At 55.4% G+C, this 21,507-nt stretch carries 18 protein-coding genes; 4 read left to right on the forward strand and 14 right to left on the reverse strand.

Annotation, left to right across the window (positions count from 1 at the left end; all coding sequences use genetic code 11):
* Positions 1-109 precede the first annotated feature (109 nt).
* From glgD to glgB, 3 genes are read right to left on the reverse strand one after another with little or no spacing between them, the layout of a single operon-like run.
* Positions 110-1,219, reverse strand: coding sequence for a glucose-1-phosphate adenylyltransferase subunit GlgD (gene glgD, locus PEL01S_RS24445; protein WP_174806999.1), 1,110 nt, complete (start codon positions 1,217-1,219; stop codon positions 110-112).
* A 6-nt stretch (positions 1,220-1,225) separates the two neighbouring features.
* Positions 1,226-2,395 carry a glucose-1-phosphate adenylyltransferase gene (locus PEL01S_RS24450; RefSeq protein WP_063183976.1) on the reverse strand — a complete coding sequence of 390 codons (1,170 nt, stop codon included), beginning with the start codon at positions 2,393-2,395 and terminating at the stop codon, positions 1,226-1,228.
* Entirely contained in the window at positions 2,388-4,328 is a 1,941-nt protein-coding gene (gene glgB, locus PEL01S_RS24455; protein WP_174807001.1) for a 1,4-alpha-glucan branching protein GlgB, read from the reverse strand. Before glgB ends, PEL01S_RS24450 begins: the two co-directional genes overlap by 8 nt.
* 214 nt (positions 4,329-4,542) lie before the next feature.
* Between glgB and PEL01S_RS24460 the strand changes: the two genes are divergently transcribed.
* The 3 genes from PEL01S_RS24460 (at position 4,543) to PEL01S_RS24470 (ending at position 7,431) form a co-directional block, all read left to right on the forward strand.
* The gene (locus PEL01S_RS24460; RefSeq protein WP_063183972.1) at positions 4,543-5,670 is read left to right on the forward strand and encodes a peptidylprolyl isomerase; all 1,128 of its coding nucleotides are present in this window, start codon (positions 4,543-4,545) and stop codon (positions 5,668-5,670) included.
* Positions 5,671-5,856: 186 nt separating this feature from the next.
* A complete protein-coding gene (locus tag PEL01S_RS24465; protein WP_063183971.1) occupies positions 5,857-6,720 on the forward strand; it encodes a class I SAM-dependent methyltransferase in 864 nt (287 codons plus the stop codon).
* Positions 6,721-6,723: 3 nt separating this feature from the next.
* Positions 6,724-7,431 (forward strand): RluA family pseudouridine synthase, encoded by a 708-nt coding sequence (locus tag PEL01S_RS24470; RefSeq protein WP_127462114.1) that lies wholly within the window; start codon positions 6,724-6,726, stop codon positions 7,429-7,431.
* A gap of 69 nt (positions 7,432-7,500) precedes the next feature.
* Here PEL01S_RS24470 and PEL01S_RS24475 read toward each other — a convergent pair whose 3' ends face one another.
* The 4 genes from PEL01S_RS24475 to PEL01S_RS24485 form a co-directional block, all read right to left on the reverse strand.
* A complete protein-coding gene (locus PEL01S_RS24475) occupies positions 7,501-8,772 on the reverse strand; it encodes a copper amine oxidase N-terminal domain-containing protein (RefSeq protein WP_127462115.1) in 1,272 nt (423 codons plus the stop codon).
* Positions 8,773-8,952: 180 nt separating this feature from the next.
* Positions 8,953-10,131, reverse strand: a complete 1,179-nt coding sequence (locus PEL01S_RS24480) for an oxalate decarboxylase family bicupin (protein WP_127462116.1) — start codon at positions 10,129-10,131, stop codon at positions 8,953-8,955.
* 331 nt (positions 10,132-10,462) lie between these two features.
* The gene (locus PEL01S_RS35370) at positions 10,463-10,546 is read right to left on the reverse strand and encodes a putative holin-like toxin (protein WP_220389023.1); all 84 of its coding nucleotides are present in this window, start codon (positions 10,544-10,546) and stop codon (positions 10,463-10,465) included.
* Between the two features lie 150 nt (positions 10,547-10,696).
* Positions 10,697-11,116, reverse strand: a complete 420-nt coding sequence (locus PEL01S_RS24485) for a MarR family winged helix-turn-helix transcriptional regulator (RefSeq protein ID WP_204343684.1) — start codon at positions 11,114-11,116, stop codon at positions 10,697-10,699.
* A 192-nt stretch (positions 11,117-11,308) separates the two neighbouring features.
* On the opposite strand from PEL01S_RS24485, the gene PEL01S_RS34620 reads away from it, so the two are divergent.
* Positions 11,309-11,476, forward strand: coding sequence for a hypothetical protein (locus PEL01S_RS34620; RefSeq protein ID WP_010496499.1), 168 nt, complete (start codon positions 11,309-11,311; stop codon positions 11,474-11,476).
* Here the strand turns inward: PEL01S_RS34620 and gyrA are convergent.
* The 7 genes from gyrA to PEL01S_RS24520 all read right to left on the reverse strand — a co-directional run bounded on the left by gyrA (position 11,473) and on the right by PEL01S_RS24520 (position 21,414).
* The gene (gyrA, locus tag PEL01S_RS24490; RefSeq protein ID WP_127462117.1) at positions 11,473-13,908 is read right to left on the reverse strand and encodes a DNA gyrase subunit A; all 2,436 of its coding nucleotides are present in this window, start codon (positions 13,906-13,908) and stop codon (positions 11,473-11,475) included. The two genes, PEL01S_RS34620 and gyrA, sit on opposite strands and share 4 nt — an antisense overlap.
* 15 nt (positions 13,909-13,923) lie before the next feature.
* Complete coding sequence (gene parE / locus PEL01S_RS24495; RefSeq protein ID WP_127462118.1) at positions 13,924-15,897, reverse strand: DNA topoisomerase IV subunit B; 1,974 nt, start codon at positions 15,895-15,897, stop codon at positions 13,924-13,926.
* Positions 15,898-15,951: 54 nt separating this feature from the next.
* Positions 15,952-16,944 carry a DUF2705 family protein gene (locus PEL01S_RS24500; RefSeq protein ID WP_063183962.1) on the reverse strand — a complete coding sequence of 331 codons (993 nt, stop codon included), beginning with the start codon at positions 16,942-16,944 and terminating at the stop codon, positions 15,952-15,954.
* Positions 16,937-17,914 (reverse strand): ABC transporter ATP-binding protein, encoded by a 978-nt coding sequence (locus PEL01S_RS24505; RefSeq protein WP_127462119.1) that lies wholly within the window; start codon positions 17,912-17,914, stop codon positions 16,937-16,939. Before PEL01S_RS24505 ends, PEL01S_RS24500 begins: the two co-directional genes overlap by 8 nt.
* 18 nt (positions 17,915-17,932) lie before the next feature.
* Positions 17,933-18,886, reverse strand: a complete 954-nt coding sequence (locus PEL01S_RS24510) for a GDSL-type esterase/lipase family protein (protein ID WP_127462120.1) — start codon at positions 18,884-18,886, stop codon at positions 17,933-17,935.
* Between the two features lie 171 nt (positions 18,887-19,057).
* A complete protein-coding gene (locus PEL01S_RS24515) occupies positions 19,058-20,482 on the reverse strand; it encodes a M23 family metallopeptidase (protein WP_163768324.1) in 1,425 nt (474 codons plus the stop codon).
* Positions 20,483-20,646: 164 nt separating this feature from the next.
* Entirely contained in the window at positions 20,647-21,414 is a 768-nt protein-coding gene (locus tag PEL01S_RS24520) for a sugar phosphate isomerase/epimerase family protein (RefSeq protein WP_127462122.1), read from the reverse strand.
* Positions 21,415-21,507 lie beyond the last annotated feature (93 nt).

Here is a 21,507-nt window from a genome sequence, read left to right on the forward strand (position 1 = left end):
CAACAAACCGCTTCGCGAGCGGACCGGTCTTCCGACCGCCGTACCTCCCCGGCCTGACGTGTCTCCGAAACGATTCCGCCCGCTCCGCTTTGCTTTTCACCGATATCTATTAAATCACCTTCGTCTTCGAAGCGATAAACGGCGCTTGCTTATCGCCGGTCAGCACGCGGCCGCGGCTGATAAACACGTCTTTGTCCAAGATCGCGTTCTCGATAATGACATTTTCTTCAATCTCGCAGTTTTGCAGAATGATGCTGTTTTTGACGTACGCGCCCTTGCGGATTTTGACCCCGCGGAACAAGATGCTGTTCTCCACCTTGCCTTCGATGATGCAGCCGTTGGCGATCAGCGCGTTGCGGGCATGGGCATTCTCGGCGTAGCGGGCCGGCGGTTCGTCCTTGACCTTGGTGTAGATCAGGTTCTTCTGGAAGAACAGCTCGCGCCATAGTTTCGGATTGAGCAATTGCATGCTGTGCTTGTAGTAGCTTTGGATCGTATTTACTATGCCAGTATGGCCTTCATGAAGGTAGCCGTAAACGCCGAGCTTGTCGACGTTCTTCATAATCCCGTCGCGGACGAGATGATCGTAGCCTTGGGCGAGGCACGATTCGACCATATCGAGCAGCAGCTCCTTGCTCATGACGTACATTTCCATGGATACGTTGTCGGTGCGCAGACGCCCCGAATGATCTTCGATCACCGTGACTCGGCCGTCTTCCTTGATGGCCATCCGGCGGAAGGAGGCGCATTCGTCGTTATCCGACTTTTTGTAGACGATCGTGATATCGGCGCCCTTCTCCAGATGGTAATCCAGCACGGCATTGTAGTCGATATTGCAGACGATATGGCTGCGGGAGATGATCACATAATCCTGCCGGCCGCGGTAAAAGTAATCGCGGTGGCTGTAGAACTGGAACAGATCCCCCCGCGCCAGTCCGGTGTCCCCGTGAAGGACGGCGGGCAGGATGAACAATCCGCCGCGCTTGCGGTCCAGGTCCCATTCTTTTCCAGACCCGAGATGGTCCATCAGAGACCGGTATTTATGCTGCGTGAATACGGCGACATTCTCAATGCCCGAATTCACCATATTGGACAATGCAAAATCGATCAGCCGGTACCTGGCGCCGAACGGCACCGACGCGACGCACCGGGAATAGGTCAGCTCCTCCAAATCGTCCCGCTCGTTGACAAGATTGATTACGCCCATCATTCGCTTCATGCGGCTTCACCCTTTCCCAGAGGCGCTAGTGGCCCTACCGATACGCTCGTTGCTGCCGATCAACACAATATCCCCGCCGCCGTCCCCGTCCGGTTGCCCGATGACGCACCCGTCTTCCACGACCGTTCCTTCGCCGATAATCGCCTTATGGATGCTTACGTTGCTGCCGATCGTCACGTTCGGCATAATGACGGAGTCCCGGATGACTGTGTCCTCGCCGACCTGCACGCCGTAGAACAGCACGGAATGATCGACCTCGCCGAACACGCAGCAGCCTTCGTTGATGAGCGACCGCCGGACCTGCGCCGTCGGGGCCACGTACTGCCCGGGCTGACACGGATTGACCGAATAAATGCGCCATTCCCTATCGTTCAGATTGAATTCGGGCTCATCCTCCAGCAGGTCCATATTGGCTTCCCACAAGCTCTGGATCGTCCCGACATCCTTCCAATAGCCTTCAAAAGGATACGCAAAGAGCGGCCGCCCGTCGTTCAGCATCAGCGGAATGACGTCTTTGCCAAAGTCCTTACTCGATTCGGGATTGGCCTCATCCTTGATCAAGTATTCCTTGAGCGCCTGCCAATTGAAAATATAAATGCCCATCGAGGCCAGATTGCTTTTCGGCTCCTTCGGTTTCTCGGCAAACTCGGTAATCCGGTCTTCGCCATCCGTGCTCATCAGGCCGAAGCGGCTCGCTTCCTCCCACTTCACTTCGATAACAGCGATCGTGCAATCGGCCGATTTGCTTTTATGGAAATCGAGCATCCGGTCGTAATCCATCTTGTAAATATGGTCGCCGGAGATGACCAGCACGTACTCCGGGTCATACTGCTCGATGAACGAAATATTGCGGTAGATGGCGTTCGCCGTTCCCTTGTACCAATCGCCGCCGCTCTGCTCCATATAAGGGGGCAGCACCGTCACGCCGCCGCTCTTGCGGTCCAAATCCCACGGCGATCCGATTCCGATATACGTGTTCAGCACCAGCGGCTGGTACTGCGTCAAGACACCGACCGTGTCGATGCCTGAGTTCGTGCAGTTGCTGAGGGTGAAATCGATGATCCGGTATTTTCCGCCAAAATGAACCGCAGGCTTCGCCAGCTTGCTGGTCAGGACGCCCAGACGCCTTCCTTCCCCGCCGGCCAGCAGCATCGCCACACACTCTTTTTTACGCATCGGCTTTCCCCCTTCTCGTAGTCGTCTTGCTCCGCTTGCGTTTGATTTTGACGGGCTTGAAGATGACGGCTGCCAGCGGAGGCAGCGAAATATGCAGGCTGTCCTGCCGATCGTGCCACGGGACGTCTTCCGTCCGCAGTATGCCCTCGTTCAGCTTGCCGGAACCGCCGTATTCGCCTGCGTCGCTGTTGAATAGCTCCACGTACTCTCCGGCGAACGGGACGCCGATCCGATACTTGGCATGATACACAGGCGTAAAGTTGCAGACGATCACGAGCACGTCTTCCGGATTGCCGGAGCTGCGCATAAACGTCGTCACGCTCTGACGCTGGTCGTGAGGGTCGATCCAGGCGAACCCCTCCGGTTGATGGTCCAGTTCCCAGAGCGCCGACTCGCGCAGATACAATTGGTTCAAGTCCCGGACGTACCGGTGCATGCTGCGGTGGCTGTCGTAGCCGAGCATCTCCCAATCCAGATCCTCCAGGTCCTTCCATTCATCAAACTGTCCGAATTCGCCGCCCATAAACAGCAGCTTTTTGCCCGGATGACCCATCATATAGCCGAAGAGCACCCGCAAATTCGCGAACTTGCGCCAATAATCCCCGGGCATTTTGTTGAGCAGCGATTTTTTGCCGTGCACCACTTCATCGTGCGACAGCGGCAGCACATAATTCTCGGAGAAGGCGTACATGAAGCTGAACGTCAGCAGCCCGTGGCTTGCCGGGCGGAAATACGGGTCCGTCTCCATGTATTTCAGCATGTCATTCATCCAGCCCATGTTCCACTTGTAGTTGAATCCGAGGCCCCCGGCATCAACCGGCGTCGTCACGAGCGGCCAGGCGGTCGAATCTTCGGCCATCATCAGCGCATCGGGATAACAAGCGAATACCGTGCGATTCAATTTTTTCAGGAAAGCAATCGCCTCGAGATTCTCATCTCCCCCGTTGACATTCTTGACCCACTGCCCGCGCGGCTTGCCGAAATTCAAATAAAGGAGGCTCGCGACCGCATCGACGCGCAGTCCGTCAATATGGTACATATCCATCCAGAACATCGCGTTCGAGATCAGGAAGCTGACGACTTCCGGTTTGGAAAAATCGAAGGCGAGCGTGCCCCATTCGGGCTTCTCGGCTAAAGCGGGATCGCTGTGCTCATAAAGCGGCTGGCCGTCAAACTGCCGCAGACCGTGCTCGTCTTTGACGAAATGGCCCGGCACCCAGTCCATAATGACGCCGATCCCCGCCTGGTGACAGCGGTCGACGAAATACATGAAATCTTTCGGCGTGCCGAAGCGGCTGGTGACTGAATAGTAGCCGGTTGCCTGATAGCCCCAGGACCGGTCGTAAGGATGTTCGGCAAGCGGAAGCAGCTCGATATGGGTGTACCCCATCTCTTTCACGTAATCGACCAGTTCGCTTGCGAGTTCGCGGTAGGAATAGTAGGCACCATCAGGCTTTTTTTTCCAGGTGCCGAGATGCACTTCATAAATGTTTAACGGGGAGCGGTAGACGGATTGGGACGTTTTGCGCGATTGCCATTCCTGGTCGGTCCATTCGTAGCCGTCCAGGGAGCAAATGCGCGAAGCCGTTCCCGGCTTGAGCTCGGACCAGAACGCGTACGGATCGGCTTTATACAGTAGCGTTCCGGCAGAGGTAATGATTTCGTATTTGTAGTACTCTCCTTCCCGGACACCGGGCACGAACAACGACCAGACGCCCCAGGTGCTGACCTTGTTCATCGCATGACCCGAGCCGTCCCAGCAATTGAAGTCGCCGACCACCCGGACCTCGCGGGCGTGAGGAGCCCAGACAGCGAAGCGGACGCCGCGTTCCCCCTCCGACTCGGCCAGATGGGCGCCAAGCATCCGGTAGCTTCGGAATAAATTGCCTTCGTGGAACAGATACAAGTCCTCCGGACCGGGGATCAAGCTCATCACGTTCCGTTCATCCCCCTTTTCGATGATTGTTTCTGTCTCTACTTACACAAATACTACGCGCTTGAATAAATTCCTGTCTGAAAAGTGCAAATTCTTCGTGAATTCAGAATTTGGCAAAAACGGCGTCATTCCGAAAAGATGAAAAAAAAGGATTTTGCTTCCCTTTGTGGAAGTAGTAAGTCACACCCAAAGAGAGAGGATGGATTAATGTATGAATGACAAGCTGAAAGGTTTGGCGCTGGGCTTATCGCTGGGCGTCATGCTGACGGGATCGGTCGCCTATGCGAGCGGCACTCAAATTGAGGTATATTTTAAGCAGCTCAAATATATGTTCGACGGTGTAGAGAAAAAACCGACCGCCGAGCAGGGACAAGGTTTCATCTATAACGGCACGACCTACGTGCCGCTCCGATTCGTCAGCGAAGCGCTCGGCAAGGATGTAAGCTGGGACGAAAACAGCGGGACGATCTGGGTCGGCAAGAAAGGCGATCCGAATGCCGTCGTCGCAGCCTACAAGGGCGGGCAGATTACATGGGGCGAGGCCAACAAGTTCGCTTCGGTCTTGCACTTGCTGAACAGTTCCGGCGAGGTTGACGAACAGTTCCTAAAGCATATGATCGCATACAAAGTATTAGCCGGGCGGATTACCGCAGAGCAGAAAGCCGCCCTCCCCGCTGAAGTCGACAAAGAATATGGGGAAATAAAAAAATATTTGATCGAACTGCACCAAACCGAGGACATTGCCTCCTTGCTGGCCAAAGAAGGATTAACCGAGCAGGATGTGCGCGACTATCTTGGTCTCTACCTCGCCGCCGGAGAGGCCCTCTCCACCCAAGCGACCGACGCGAAGCTGAAGGAAACCTACGATGCGGCCATTGCAGCGAAAACCGGCGAGTTCGTAGAAGCGTCCGTGCGGCATATTTTGATCGGCTTCGAGGACTCCACCGGCAAAGAGCGCTCGAAGGACGATGCTAAGAAGCTGGCGCTCGACATTGCCGCGAAGCTGAAAAACGGCGAGGATTTCGCCGCGCTGGCTAAGCAGTACACCGACGACCCGGGCTCCAAAGATTCGGGCGGTCTATACGAGAACCAGCCGGTAACGGGCTGGACCGACGCGTTTAAGAAGGCGGCTGTCGAACTGGAGCTGAACAAGATCAGCGAGCCGGTGGAGACGGAGTACGGCTACCATATCATGCGCGTCGAAGCCCGTTCTACGCAGTCGTTCGACGAAGTGAAGGACGAGCTTAAGAATGACACAATGACCAAAGCTTACCGTACGTTTATGGATCAAGAGCTGCCGGGATTGATCGAGAAGCTCGACCTGCCTAAGGCTAAGTAATACATCTTTACGAAAAAAAGTCGCACAATAATGAACAAGCCGGAGCGCTCTTTCGGGGCGTCTCCGGTTTTTTGCGTCCGGCCGATGGATTCGTCTGCCGGAATCGTGTAAAATGTTGAAGAATAACGGCTTTGCTGAATGGGCAATGCTGAGACTGGAAATCAAACTAAAGGATGGTCGCTACTTATGTTTGCTGCACAAGATTGGAAAGATTACGAATTGATCGACACCGGAGGCGGCGAGAAGCTGGAGCGCTGGGGCAGCATCGTCCTGCGGCGTCCCGATCCGCAAATTATTTGGCCGCTGCCCCAGGAGACGGGCGTATGGCGCGGTGCCGACGCCCATTACCACCGCAGCTCCAGCGGCGGCGGCAACTGGGAATACCGCAAGGACATTCCGGAGCGCTGGACGATCTCGTACCGCGGGCTGTCGTTTCATATTAAACCAACCGGCTTCAAGCACACCGGCCTGTTCCCGGAACAAGCCGTCAACTGGAGCTGGATGATGGATAAAATCCGCAGCGCCGGCCGGCCGATCCGCGTGCTGAATCTGTTCGCTTATACCGGCGGCGCTTCCGTCGCGTGTGCTTCGGCAGGCGCCGAGGTATGTCACGTCGACGCATCCAAGGGTGTCGTGCAGTGGGCGAAAGAAAACCTGCAGCTGTCCGGTCTCGGGGATCGTCCGGTGCGCTTCATTACGGACGACGTGTTCAAATTCGTCCAGCGCGAGCAGCGACGCGGCAGTAAATACGACGCCATTATTATGGACCCGCCATCGTACGGACGCGGACCGAACGGCGAAACATGGAAGCTGGAGACGAACCTGTTTCCGTTTGTGGAAACGTGCATGAGCATTTTGACGGACAAGCCTTTGTTTTTCCTCATCAATTCCTATACGACGGGCATTTCCGCCACGGTGCTCCACAACACTCTTGCGCTGTCTCTCGGCCGGAGCCATGGCGGAACGATCACCTGTGGCGAGATCGGCCTGCCGATTACGGCCTCGAAGCTGATGCTGCCGTGCGGCATTCTCGGCCGCTGGGAGGCATAACGTATGGGCGGCTCTCATCCGCACGTGCCGGTGCTCTACGAGGACAATCACGTCATCGTCGTCGTTAAGCCGCCGAACGTTCCGACGCAGGAGGACGCCTCCCGGGACCCCGATCTGCTGACGCTGATCAAAACCGATCTGAAGGAACGGCACCAAAAACCGGGCAACGTGTATCTTGGTCTGGTGCACCGGCTTGACCGGCCAGTAGGAGGCGTCATGGTATTCGCCAAAACCTCTAAGGCGGCCTCCCGGCTCTCCGATGCGGTCCGTACGCGTACGATCCGCAAAGTGTACACAGCTGTCGTTAACGGCAGGCCCAAAGAGCCTCAAGGAACGCTGCGGCATCATTTGCTGAAAGATACCAAGACCAATATGGTGTCCGTCGTTCCCGCCTCGAAGACCGGCGCCAAGGAGGCGGTGCTCGATTACCGTGTCCTGTCCGGCCGGGACGGCTTGTCGCTCGTGCAGGTCGAGCTGCACACCGGACGGCCGCATCAAATCCGCGTCCAGTTCGCGGCCATCGGCTCCCCGCTCGTAGGCGATCAGCGGTACGGCGGCGCTCTGGCGAAGCCCGGTCAGCAGATCGCGCTGTGGTCCACTCTGCTCGAATTCACGCACCCGGTCACACAGGAAACGCTCCGCTTCACGTCGGAGCCGCCGGAAGCCTTTCCCTGGCTGCTCTGGGACCTCAAGGCCGCAGGAGCGGTGTAAAGACGCGAAAAACCTCCGAAACCACGATTCAGGTGGTGTCGGAGGTTTTGCTTTTTTGATGTATGGCCTTTATTTTGTCTTGATATACACCGTCTGGGCCGCCTGGTCCCAGCTCACTTCGCTACCGAGTGCCTCGCTGATGAAGCGCACCGGCACCATCGTGCTGGAATTAACGAGCTGCGCCGGAACTTCCAGCGGCTTCGGTGTCCCGTTCACCGTCGGCTGCGTGCTGCCGATTTGCAGGTAAATCGTCGTGCCGCCTTTGGTCGCCGTCACCGAGCGCTCGGTCTCGTTCCAGGAAATTACAGCGCCGAGCCGCTCGAAAATGGCCCGCATCGGAACCAGCACATTGCCGTCTTTGTTGACTGGGGGCTGCTCAAAGGTTTGAAGCTCCCCATCGATGATTACCTTGATGGCTTCGAAGCTGATGTAGAGCGGCTTGATCTCCAGCCCCCCGCCGAAATGCTGCTTACGGAGTGCCATAATTTCCTCCAGGGAATCGGCGCGCTGACTCAGCACCTTTTTCACCGTCGTATCACGCAGAGCTGTCAGCTCTTGAATCGTATTCTTTTCCGTATTCTCCAACGAAGCGACGGCTTTATCCCGAATCGATTGCAGGTCTTTTTCGCCATCGATCAAGATTTTATTGATTTTTTCCTCCGCTTCCGCTCGTGACAAATTTCCAAGGCGGTACTTCGACATGGTGCTGCCGGAGTAGTTTTCATTCGATTCGTTATGAAGCTCCCACATCTTGCTGCCGGAGTATTTTGGGTTCATTTCGTTGGAAAAGTCCCACATGGTGCTTCCCGAATAGTTCGGATTGTTCTCGTTATGATATTTCCACATCAGCGAGGAGCTGTAATTTTCATTGATCTGCGTGGCGAAGTTCCAATGCGTGCTTGACGAATAGTTCTCGTTGTTGCCTGTCGCATATTTCCACAGCGCCCCGGACGAATATTTCGGATTGATTTCCCGCTTATACGCGTTCAGCGCATCCCGATGGCTGCTGCCGCTGTATTGCTCGGCCAAACTTTTATAATCCTTATCCAGCAGCGTCGTCAAGTAATTGAGGTCCTCTTCAAGCAGCTTGTCCAATATGCGCTGTTCGCCATGAATTTGCCCATAAAAAGCGTTGTAGGCATCGGTCGATTTCTTTTTGTCTTCCTCGTACATCCCCCGATATTTCGCTTCCAGCCGTTCGTACCGATCGTTGACCTCCTGAATGAGCGCCTTATCGTAATTCGCCGCATACGCTTGAGGCACGGCGCTTGCCGGGATGACGCTCACCGCCGCAAAACCGGCAAGCAGCGCCATCGTTAACATGGTGTTTTTCATCGTCATAGCGTTCCTCCTGCTTGTAAGCATGTAAGATATGGCATACAGGAGCAAGTATTTCGATAGATGGAATGCATTTCCTTCTTATGTTTCAAAAAATGAATCTGCCGACCCATCCGGCCGATCGCTTTATCCTACGTTAGTTTTACTTCCGATCCGCATCGCCGACCCTCAACAGCTGAACACTTAAGACCTCGGGTATTTGACGACCGGCCACTTCTCCTTGCGCAGCGCTCCCAGCAGCTCCGAACCGACATACAAGGTCTCCTGGATCAGTTCGCTCGGAGTCAGCGCCATCCATTGATTTAGCGATACGTCGGCAAAGTGCGAACTTTTGAACATTTCGAGAAACCATAGCGTGTCGCTGCCGGTATTCTGGATATAGTGGCCGAAAGCGGCGGGCACGTAGCCTACGTCGCCGGCTCTGTAATCGAACGTGCGGGCCGTGCCGTTCGCGGCAAAGGCGGTCATGCGCCCCTGTCCCGTAAGGTAGTACTGCCATTCATCGCTGTTCGGGTGCCAGTGCAGCTCCCGCATGCCTCCCGGTTCAATCTCTACCAGCGCGGCGGCGATAGCCACCGAGACGGGAAAGTTGCGGGAATCTACGATTCGCGCCGTTCCGCCCGGCGTCCGGATCGGCTCCTGTGCAAGCAGCCTGTACGTGAAGCTCTGCGGGACGGTGCCGTACGGATCGGGAACCTGCTGGGTCTGGATCGGACCGGGTACCGGCGCCTGGAACATATAACGCTGGTGCTTCGGGACATGCGCAAAGGCGCTTTCGGGCACGCCGACGTTTGCGGCCAGCACGTCCTTCGGCGTATGCGCCAGCCAATCGGAGATGGTGAACGTATCATTCTCGGAGAAGCTGCCGTTATCGAACACGAGCAGAAACTCGCAGCCTTCTTCCAGCCCTTGAATGGAATGCGGAATACCGGGAGGAAAGTACCATAGGTCTCCGACGCCTACATCGGCGATAAAATTACGACCGTTCGAATCGACCGCGGTGATCCGCGCCCTGCCGATCATGACGAACGCCCACTCCGCCTCCTTATGCCAATGCAGCTCACGCACGCCTCCCGGTGTCAACCGCATGTTGACCCCCGCGATCGTGGTTGAGATGGGCAGCTCTCTTACCGTAACTTCCCGGGACCATCCGCCATGCTCGAGCCGCATATGGGTATCGGAGAATGAAAACTTCAGATTCGGGACCGTGCCGGCGTCGGTTACCGGAGGAACCAGCATGTTCGGATTCTCCAGATCCCGCAGCACATCCCTCGGCCCGGGATCGTCCGCGCCCGCGCCATCCTCCCTTATCGGCTGCGGCACATACATAAAGCCGAGATGCTCCAAAGGTCGTCTATCCATCGAACACACTCCTCTGCTTCCAAATCGAATCCGTCGACATTTGTTCGCCCCAGTATACAAGTCTATGAGCGGCGTTCGGCGCATATGTGACGAAATTGGAAAAAGAGCAGGCGCCGTCATCCGACAAGGTTGTACAAAATCGCCGAACGTCTTTTCAAAGCAAGCGGGAGTATGATATGATGGATTTACAAAAAAAGTTATTGCCTGCAAACCAGAAAGGCCGCGAATGTTCCAGCATCCGCGACCTCGCTACAATAGATTGCCCTCAAGGCGATCGGCGCAAGGAATAACCAAGCGGTAGACCTCTCGGGTTCCAAGGCTCAAGGGAGGTCTACTTCTTTTTTAAGTAGGAAAGTAAAGCGAGAATAAACATGCCGAACATGAACATCAACGTTACGGCATCCTTTACTTCCATGGCATCACCTCCTTCCGGATTCGCTGATGCGAACCCATCAATGGCAGGGGTGTGCCAACCGTCCTTGAGTGCCTTTCCCTATTGCATCCACATTATACCATACACCACGACGAATGAGAACATATTTTCGTATTTTAGTTTACAAAAACGCTAAGCATTAGCAACCTTACCCAGCAAATATACAAGCAATTGCTGATTGTGCGAGGAAATTCGGCTCAAATATTGCTGCAAAAAACGTTCGCGGATTTGCACGCCGCGTTCGCATTCGAAACGCCCCTTCTCCGTTACCAATACCCACACGATACGGCGATCCTTCTCGTCACGCTCTCTTTCGATTAGCCCGCTCTTTTCCATCCGGTCAAGCAGCGTCGTAATCGCCGCGGGCGTCGTCGCCAAATACTCGGTGAAATCCGAAGGCTTCATCCGGTCCTGCTCAGAAGCCAGCAGCCTTTCGAGCACCGTAAGCTGCCCTTCCGTCAACGTCGGAGCAAGCTCCGTTTCCATATGCGTGCGCAAATCTTTGGACAATTTCCACCACAGCTTGGCAAATTCCTGAGTTATCACAATCATCACTCCCGAAAAACCAATCTTTTTCCTAATTATAGCATTGACTTCCGTCTTTTTAAAGGTTAACCCCGTGAATATTTTAGGACATAAAACGATAAAATCGGGTACCTTTTGACGGAGTTCAACATATACTGCACATGGGACATTCGCCTATACGCGGAGCTTGTCAATCCATGGAAGACAAGGAGTGGAAGAATGGAAGACTGGAAACGCAAAATCGGAGAAACCGCATTGACCAAAGGAATCATAAACGACCCAAACTGGCTCGAAAAGCTGGACGATTCGATGCCGGTATGGGCCGTTCTGCAATTGATGCTGGAGCTGCTCGAAAAGCTCGAGCCGCAATACACCAGCTATGATTAAGTGATTTTCAAAATATCCGTTACCGTTTCGTTCTTATTTGCCGGTACGACGTATTTCCCTGTAGATTTGCGGTCATCGATCGGCGTCTGCTCGGTCGAGAATGTCACTCTTCCGCCTGTACTAAGGATGGCGGTCAGGTCGAACGGTTCTTTAACAACAAAGGCGCCTTTCAGCTCCGATCCGTTCGGCTTTACCCGCTTGCCCTCCTTGAATTCGAACGTAATAATCCCTTTGCCCCCGCGTCCCTGAACGGGATAATCCGCAACGAGCGAACGCTTCGCATACCCAAGCTCCGTCATGACGACGACTTCTCCTTCGTCCCCGTCAATCCAATCAGCAGCCACGACCTCATCGTCATCCTTAAGCTGAATACCGCGCACCCCGGCAGCGGCACGCCCCATCGGATTCACTTCGTCTTCCTTGAAGCGGATAGCCATCCCCTGCTTCGTCACCAGCAGCAGCTCCTTTGAGCCCGTGCTGAGCAATACGTCGAGCACCGCGTCCTGATCGCCCACTTTGCAAGCGACGATCCCGGTCGAACGGTTCGTAAAATATTCCTTCAGTTCGGTCCGTTTGACCTGCCCTTTGCGCGTAACGAACACAAGCGACTTGCCCGGTTCCTCGAAATCTTTGACCGGCAGCACGTGAATAATGCGGTCGTCCTTGGAAATCGGGATGACGTTGACGATGGCGGTGCCGTTCTCCTTCCACTTGTACTCCGGAATTTGATGCACCGGCAGCAGGAAGTATTGCCCTTTCTGCGTGAAAATAAGCAGGCTCTCCAGCGTATTGACATCGAGCAGGTAGCGAAGATAGTCGCCTTCCTTCAATCCCGTCTTGTCAATCTCGCCGCCGGAGCGGATAAACGACAGCTTGCCCGTACGCTTGATATAGCCTTCGCTGGACAGCGTTACGAAGACGTCTTCAGCCGTCACCATGACTTCCAGATTGACTTTAAGCTCTTCCACTTCGTCCTGGATGTCCGATCGACGATCGATGCCGTACTTGTCGCGGATTTGCGATATTTCATCCTTAATGACAGCCAGAAGCTTTTTCTCGCTGCCAAGAATCCCTTTCAGGTACGCGATCGTTTTCTGAACGTCCTTCCATTCTTTTTCCAAAGAATGAATCTCCAGATTCGTCAAACGATACAGCTGCAACGTCAAAATCGCATCGGCTTGTCGTTCGGTAAAGCCGAACTTGGCAACGAGGTTGTTCTGGGCGTCCTGACGGTTTTTCGACGCTTTGATCGCGGCGATAACCTCGTCCAGGATGTTGAGCGCCTTAACCAGCCCTTCGAGCACATGGGCGCGGTCTTCCGCTTTCTCCAGCTCGAATCGCGAGCGGTGGGTGACCACTTCTTTCTGGTGGTCGATGTAGGCCTCCAGCATATCGCGCAGCCCAAGCTGCTTCGGCGTCTTGTTGACGATGGCGACCATGTTGAAGTTATAGGCCACCTGCAGGTCGGTTTTCTTAAACAAATACGCCAAAATCCCCTGCGCGTCCGCGTCCTTTTTTAACTCGACGACAATACGAAGACCCTCGCGGCCGCTTTCGTCGCGAACCTCCGCAATGCCTTCAATTTTTTTCTCCAGACGAATATTTTCCATCGCCGTTACCAGGCGGGATTTCACAACTTGATAAGGAATTTCGGTAATGACGATCTGCTGGCGTCCGCCGCGCAAGTCTTCGATCGCCGTACGCGCCCGTACATAGATGCGGCCCCGGCCGGTCCGGTACGCATCGCGTATTCCTTCCGAGCCCATAATAATGCCGCCGGTCGGAAAATCCGGGCCTTTGATGGTGCCCATCAATTCCTCCAGCGTGCTGTCCGGCTTATCGATCAACGCAATGCAGGCATTGACTACCTCGCGCAGGCTGTGCGGCGGAATTTCCGTCGCAAACCCGGACGAGATGCCGCTGACGCCGTTGACGAGCAAATTCGGAAACCGCGAAGGCAGCACGACCGGCTCCTTCGTCGTATTGTCGAAGTTATCCTTGAACTGGACCGTCCGCTTCTCGATGTCCCGCAGCAGCTCCATGGCGATTTCGGATAACCGCGCTTCGGTATACCGCATCGCAGCCGGCGGGTCGTCATCCATCGAGCCCCAGTTACCATGGCCGTCAACCAGGACATGGCTCATTTTCCAAGGCTGCGCCATCCGCACCATGCCTTCATAAATCGAAGCGTCGCCATGCGGATGGTAATTACCCATTACATCCCCGACCGTCTTCGCCGATTTGCGGTACGGCTTATCCGGCGTGTTCCCGGAATCGTACATGGCGTACAGAATACGCCGCTGAACCGGCTTTAAGCCGTCCCGCACGTCCGGGATCGCGCGGTCTTGAATGATATATTTGGAATACCGGCCGAACCGGTCGCCTACAACCTCTTCCAGAAAGGCCGGCAAAAAATTTTCCGAGATACTCACAAAAGGCCCCCCCGTTTATTCTTCAAATTCCGTGAAGTCCACGTTCTCGATGATCCAGCGCTTCCGCGGATCGACTTTATCCCCCATCAGCGTAGATACGCGCCGCTCGGCTTTGGCCGCATCCTCGATCTGCACCTGCAGCAGCGTGCGCGTGGCCGGGTCCATCGTCGTTTCCCAGAGCTGGTCGGGGTTCATCTCACCGAGTCCTTTGTAACGCTGCAGCTCGATATTTCTGCCGAGTTCCTTGGTCAGCGCCTGCAGCTGCTCGTCGGTCCAAGCGTAACGGACCGTGCTGTTTTTGCCGGCTTTTTTCGTCACCTTGAACAGCGGCGGCTGGGCGATATACACCTTGCCCGCGTCAATGAGCGGCTTCATGTACCGGTAGAAGAACGTCAGAAGCAGCACCTGAATATGCGCGCCGTCGGTATCGGCATCCGTCATAATGATAATTTTCGCATAATTGCTTTCCGACTCGTCGAATTCCGGGCCAACCCCTGCGCCGATCGCGGCGATGATCGCCTTGTATTCGTCGTTTTTCATAATATCGAGCAGCTTGGCTTTCTCCGGGTTCATCGGCTTGCCCTTAAGCGGCAAAATCGCCTGATGCTTCGAATCGCGCCCCTGCTTCGCCGACCCGCCCGCGGAATCGCCTTCGACGATGAACAGCTCGTTGCGGGTATAGTCCTTCGATTGCGCCGGCGTCAGCTTGCCGCCCAGGTTCGAGCTTTCGCTCTTGCCCTTCTTGCCGCTGCGCACCTCTTCCCGCGCCTTTCTCGCCGCTTCGCGCGCTTTGGCCGACTGGATCGCCTTCTTCATGATCATCTGCGCGACTTGCGGATTTTCTTCGAGGAAAACCGCCATTTTATCGGAGACGACCGAATCGACCGCGCTCCGCGCCGAAGCACTGCCGAGCTGGTCCTTCGTCTGGCCGACGAATTCGACCTCGCCCATCTTGATGTTGATGACCGCCATCATGCCTTCGCGCAGGTCCTGCCCGTCCAGGTTTTTCTCCTTTTCCTTGAGCATCCCGTTCTTGCGCGCATAGTCGTTCATGACGCGGGTATAGGCGGTTTTGAAGCCCGTTTCGTGCGTTCCCCCGCCGCGCGTCGGAATCGAATTGACGAAGGACACGATCGTCTCCGTGTAGCCGTCGTTATACTGCATCGCCACTTCGACTTCGATTTCGTCCTTCTCCGCTACGAAGTGAATGACGTCGTGCAGCACCGTTTTTTCCTCGTTCAAGAACTGCACGAACTGGCTGGCGCCGCCTTCGTATTGGAACTCCTCCTGCTTATCCGCACGCTGATCGGTCAGCGTAACCTTCAGCCCCGAGTTCAAAAAGGCGATTTCCTGCAGCCGCTCGTAAAGCGTGTCGAAATTGATCGTCGTTCCGCCCTGAAAGACGCGCTTATCGGGCTTGAACGTTACCTTCGTTCCGCTTTTGCGCGTCGAACCGATCACTTCCAAGCCGGTGACCGGCTCTCCGACGTGCTCCTTGCCCTGATCGTCCACCCAATATTCAAACCGCTGGCGGTGTGTTTTGCCTTCGCGGTAAATTTCCACTTCAAGCCATTCGGACAGCGCATTCGTCACGGAAGCGCCTACGCCGTGCAAGCCGCCGGACTTTTTATATCCCCCGCCGCCGAACTTACCGCCGGCATGAAGCATCGTAAACACCACCTGCGGTGTGGGAATCCCCGTTTTGTGCATGCCGGTCGGAATGCCGCGGCCATTGTCGCACACCGTAACGGACTGATCCTTATGGATCGTCACGTCGATTTGCGAACAATGCTTGGCCAAGTGCTCATCCACGGCGTTATCGACGATTTCCCAGATCAGATGATGAAGCCCGGACGTGCTGGTACTGCCGATATACATCCCCGGCCGCTTGCGTACCGCCACCAATCCTTCGAGCACCTGGATATCGTCTGCACCGTAGTCCGCCGGCGCTGCTGTCGTTTTTCCTAACAAATCGAGTTGATCCGCCATCGCAGCCTCCCTAAAAACACCTATGTCTCCGCAACATTATAACATTTGAACGGATTAGTTCAATACATCTTTTTTCGTGAATACCGCAAACGAGACGATCACCGACGCGATTCCCCATACGGTCAACACTGCCAAGGAGAACGGCAAATCCATGCCTTTGATGGGCGGAAGCGTCCCGCTGAGATACGTCGTTAAGTTCAAGTTGACCATGAACAAATATTTGGCCGCCTCCCAAGAAGAGACCATATTCGTCAAAATCGTGCCCGAGATGAGCAGCGCCAGCATGATGCCCATGCCCGCCGCCGTGCTGCGCACGAGCACCGAGATCATCAGCGTCATCACCGCGACGACGACCGCCGCATACCAGACAAGTCCCAATTCCATAATCAGGTACAGCCAATTGTCCACCGGACGGACGAACGAGAAGTCGACCTCCGTTCCCTTCGCCTGAAACCCGAAGAACACCGGCATGTCCCAGCCTCCGTAACCGAATACGACGCCAGAAATAAGATAGCATAAAATGGCTGTCGCAATCACGATAAACGAAGTGAACAAAATCAGACTCAGCAGCTTGCTCAAAAGGATTTTCCAGCGCTGCACCGGACGCGTCAGCAGCAGCTTGATCGTCCCTGTCGTATGCTCCCCGGATACCATATCGGCAGCAACGACCATAACCATGAGAGGAATGAACAAATTTACGGCATTTTTCACAAACTCTCTAGTAAAGGTTACCCCGTTCGGCTCGGCCGGATTCACATCTTTATCCAGATAGTACTGGGCCAGCTTCACTTCGACGCGGCGCCACTGCTTCCATTCCTCGGGCACGCGCCCGCTGCTGAGACTGCGGGTATAGTCCACAATCTTTTGCCGCTGCTCGACCCGCCAGTCGGTCGTTCCGAACTGCTTCCGGTTGCTTTCCGCCACCTTCATCTGCGCATACGTAAACATCGGGATGATCGCGGCCAAAATAAGCAGCACGACGAGCAGCCGCTTTTTTTTGATCATTTTGATGCATTCGTTCTTGACCAGCGGATACAAACTAACCAATGCGTTCACCCTCCGTCAGCTTCAGGAATAAATCTTCCAGAGTCGGAAGCTTGATTTCGATGCCGTGGAGCGCAACGCCCGCTTCCATGAGCTGCCTTGACAGCTCAGGAATCGCCTCTGAATTTTGCAGGGCAACCAGCCGCGGCACCCCTGTCTCCGTCCCGGGCTCATCCGCTAACGAAACCGACTGCACCTCGGGATGCGATTGCAGAACCTTAAGCGCCGTCTCCGCCGGAAGCGCGCTCCAGACGACCGTGCTGACGGATTCGTCCACAAGCGACGATACCTCGCCGACCGTAATGACCTCGCCGTGGCTTATAATCGCGACGCGGTCGCACATTTGCTGAATTTCGCTGAGCAGATGGCTGGAAATGAACAAGCTGAGCCCGGTCTCGGCCAGCTGGCGGATAAATTCCCGCAGCTCCTTGATTCCTTGCGGATCGAGACCGTTGGTCGGCTCGTCCAAAATAAGCAGCTTCGGATCGTTCAACAGTGCCTGTGCGATACCGAGACGCTGCCGCATGCCCAACGAGTACGTTTTGACTTTATCGTGAATGCGCGCATCCATGCCGACGATGTCCACCACTTCGCGGATGCGCTTCTCCCCCACGCCCGGCAGCATGCGGGCAAAATGCTCCAGGTTTTCCCAGCCGCTGAGGTACGAATACAGCTCCGGATTTTCCACGATACAGCCGACGTACTGCAGCGCTTCGTTATGTTCCCTTTGCACGTCGTAGCCGCAGATGCGGATCGAGCCTTCCGTCGGCTTGATCAAGTCGACCAGCATGCGGATCGTCGTCGTTTTTCCCGAGCCGTTCGGTCCGAGAAAGCCGAAGATTTCCCCGGCGCGCACGTCGAACGAAATACCTTTGATGATCAGCCGCTTGCCGATCATTTTCTTAACGTTATCGACCGCCAGAACAATGTCCGCGTCTCTGCCTTTCCGGTGCTGTTCTCCGGCCTGAGCCATGCGCTTCCGTCCTCCCCGCTATTTCAAAGTTTCGACGATCCGCTCCGCGATCCGGTCATAGCCGTCTTGATTCGGATGAAAATGGTCCGTATATAAATACTTGTTCAAATTCAGCTGGAACAAATCGTACGTCGGCACCACTGTGATATTCGGGTACCGGTTCGCCAAATCGAACGCCGCCGCGTTCCACTGCTGAATGACCGGAGCCCCTTCGCGCTGAGGGTCCAGATCGAGGAACGGATGGTACAGGCCGACGTAAAAAATTCGCGCATGCGGGCTTGCCTTGCTGACCCGGTCGAAAATTTGCTCAAGGCGCTTCAATGCATCCGGGATGCGCTCGGCCGCCGCTTTCGGGTTAAAGCCCGCTCCGGCTTCCTGATCCGGCGAGCCCGGGGTGCTTTTCGGCGCTTCGGCGCCTTGTGACGGCAGTCCTTTTGCAGGGCCCGCTCCCGTTCCGCCGTTCGTGCCTTCCGAAGCCGGCGTGCCGTTCGTACCGTCGTCCGGGCCGAAGATGCCCGCGCCGCCCTGAAACAAATCGTTGCCCCCGATCGTCAGCAGCACCAGATCAGCCTCGGCAATCGACTTGGCGATGTCGGCTTTCTTGTCCCAATCCTTGAGCAAATCGGCCGTCCGATAACCCGGAATCGCAAAATTGTTGTAAACAAACACCGGCTTGCCCAACTGCTTCTCCAGCTTGTCCCTTACATCGCCGACATACCCTTTGCCCGACAAATCGCCGGTGCCTGCGCTCAGCGAATCTCCTAGCGCCACGATGCGGATCTGATCCTTCGCTTCCCAATTGTCCGTCTTCGGTTTCGCAGCGGGCTGCTGCGGCGCCTCTGTTGCGTTGCGCGCAACGGGCTTCGGAAAAATAATCTGATTGATGCCATAGGCGAATCCGACAGCGCATAGCACCGTCGATAACAGCGCGGCAAAGCCGACGGTCCGCCACAACCATCGCGTGGATCTCATGCGTTCTCCCCCAGTTTCAGCAGCTTCACCTGCAAGGACTGATCACTTCAGTAACTATACATTTTAGAGTAGCGGTTTGCCGCGCGATTTGCAAACTTTGGGGAGGAGAGGGGATTGAAAGAGGGGTAACCAGAGGCAAGCGACATGCGAAGAAAAGCGTCAAACTGCGGTTCAGACGCTCAAATATGTAAGCGGATTTTGCTGTTGGCCGTTCTTGATGATCTCGAAATGCAGATGGACGCCTGTCGAGTTTCCCGTGCTGCCCATCACGCCGATTTTATCGCCTTTCTTGACGCCGTCCCCTTCGCGGACTACGACTTTGCTAAGATGCCCGTACAGCGTCTCGTACCCGTTCTGGTGATCGATGACGATGCAGTTGCCGTAGCCCGATTTCCATCCGGCATACGTCACCTTGCCGTGATCCGCGGCCATAATCGTCTTTTGCTCCGAGACAAAATCCGTACCGTTATGATTTTTCCCCCACCGCAGCCCGAATTCGCTCGTTACTTTGGGCTGCAGCACCGGCAGGACAAACTTGCCCGTACCCACGCCGGGAATCACTTTCGTCCCTTGCTTCACCACCGTCCGTACGGGCAATTCGAGTACCGTTTCGTCGACCACCGACTCACTTGCAGGCTCGCCGTTTACACGGACGGCTTCGTAGGTCACCTGCTTCCATCCGGGTTTGCCGGTGGACACGATCTGAATGACACCCGCCTGCAGCTCGCTGTCTTTTTCGTAGACGATGCCGCTCGCTATCCGGACTTGCTCGGTACGCGTCTCGACCGTTTTGACCGACAAAAGCGGCTGATTAACCGAAAGCTGAAGCGTTTGTCCGACACGGATCAAATCCTTCCTAATCTCCGGATTGTTTGCCCGGATCACATCGGCAGCGACTTGAAACCGCTGCGCGATTAACGAGATGCAGTCTCCTTTCTGAACCGTATACGTGAGAGGCTGGGCGGCGCCGCTTAACATCCGGTTCAGCACCGCTTCGGCCGGCTCGACCTTGCCCGGGGCGACAGCCGTTTCGAGGAGCTGCACGTCCTGAGTAAATTCGGCGGTCATTTTCACCTTCGGCCGGTTACCAGTGTCTTCCTCCGACAATATTGTAACCTCCTTCTCCTTGGACACATTCAAGAAAGGCGCCTTTACCTGATCCAGGAGGGCCACGGCACTAAAGACGTCCTTCACGACGCCGACCGTCGTACCGTCAATCCGAATCTCCGTAGCCAAGAAAGCAAAAACTAGTTTATCGTTCAACGCGGCGATTACCGCTTCATTGTCGTATGCGCCATGGAACGTTTTGTTTCCTTCGAACCGAACAAACTTAAGCCGCTCCAGATTGGACGTGACGCGCGCATTGTCGTACTGCCGCCCTACTTCTTCGTACCGGGTAGTCTTCCATTTTTTCACAACTTCCGGATCGCTGACCGTCCCTACATGCTGATCGTCCAAAAACACGTCAAACCGATAGACCGGCTGTGCCTTTGCGAACCAGCGGCCCGAGATCAAGACGGCGACGATGACCGCAAAGGCCGTTCCCCATTGCACCAGCTCCAGCAGCAAGCCGGGTGTGACGATGCGCTTTTTCAACGTCATTCCCTCCCTTAACGGATCGTTTCAACGTTCGGACCGGCGAACAAGTTCACTTCCCCATGTATATGTCTGAGGTACGGCGAGTAGACAAAAAAACAAAAAACCCCCGACGTTTCTGCTTGCGCAAAAACGACGAGGGCAGGCATAATATGACGATCCGCTTACTTGGACGCCAGTTGATCGGCCATGCGATGAAGGTTAGTTAAGCTGATTTGCAGACTATCCAGCGGGTTGCCCGGACAAACGTCCTGCTCCACCGCGTACCATTCGATACCGTTGGCTTCGCCCCACTGCAGAATCGGGATGAAGTCGATGACGCCCGTACCCACTTCGGCAAACGTCTGACGCTCGTCATTCGACATGTCCTTCAGGTGAATGATCGGCATACGGTCGGCATAAGGGCGGATAAACGAGACCGGATCGAGGCCGCCTTTTTTCACCCAATATACGTCGACTTCGGCCAGCACGGCATTGTCCTTGGACGGCTCCAGCAAATATTCGAGCGCGGATACCCCGTTCACAGTCGTCTCGAACTCGAACGCATGGTTGTGGTAACTGAGCCGGAAGCCGAGCGGAGCGAGCTTCGCCGCCACTTCGTTCAGCCTGGCGCGTACCGCCCGGTACCCTTCTTCGCCTCGCAGATCAGCGGCGATGAACGGGCAGATCAGGTCGCGCGTACCGAACAGCTTGGCCTGCTCGACGATCGTTTCAAGCTCGTTTTGCAGCGCTTCGTAGCTAACGTGCATCCCTGCGGTGCCTAGCCCCGTCTCCTTGAGGACGGCTGCGATTTCTTCGGCGGTATAGCCCCGCAAACCGGAAATTTGTACGCCGCTCCAGCCCATCCGTTTCAGCTCCCGCAGCACGCCCGGAAAATCTTTCTCCAGCTCGTCACGCAGCGTATACAATTGTGCCGCAAACTTGTTTTTCACAACGATGTCAGCTCCTTTGATTTAAGGAGAGCGCATTAAGCAAACGATCCCTGACAAATGCGCTTCCGGTGGGTATTGTTCACGTTAACAATC

The organism is Paenibacillus elgii NBRC 100335 (assembly GCF_004000865.1).
GTDB lineage: Bacteria > Bacillota > Bacilli > Paenibacillales > NBRC-103111 > Paenibacillus_G > Paenibacillus_G elgii.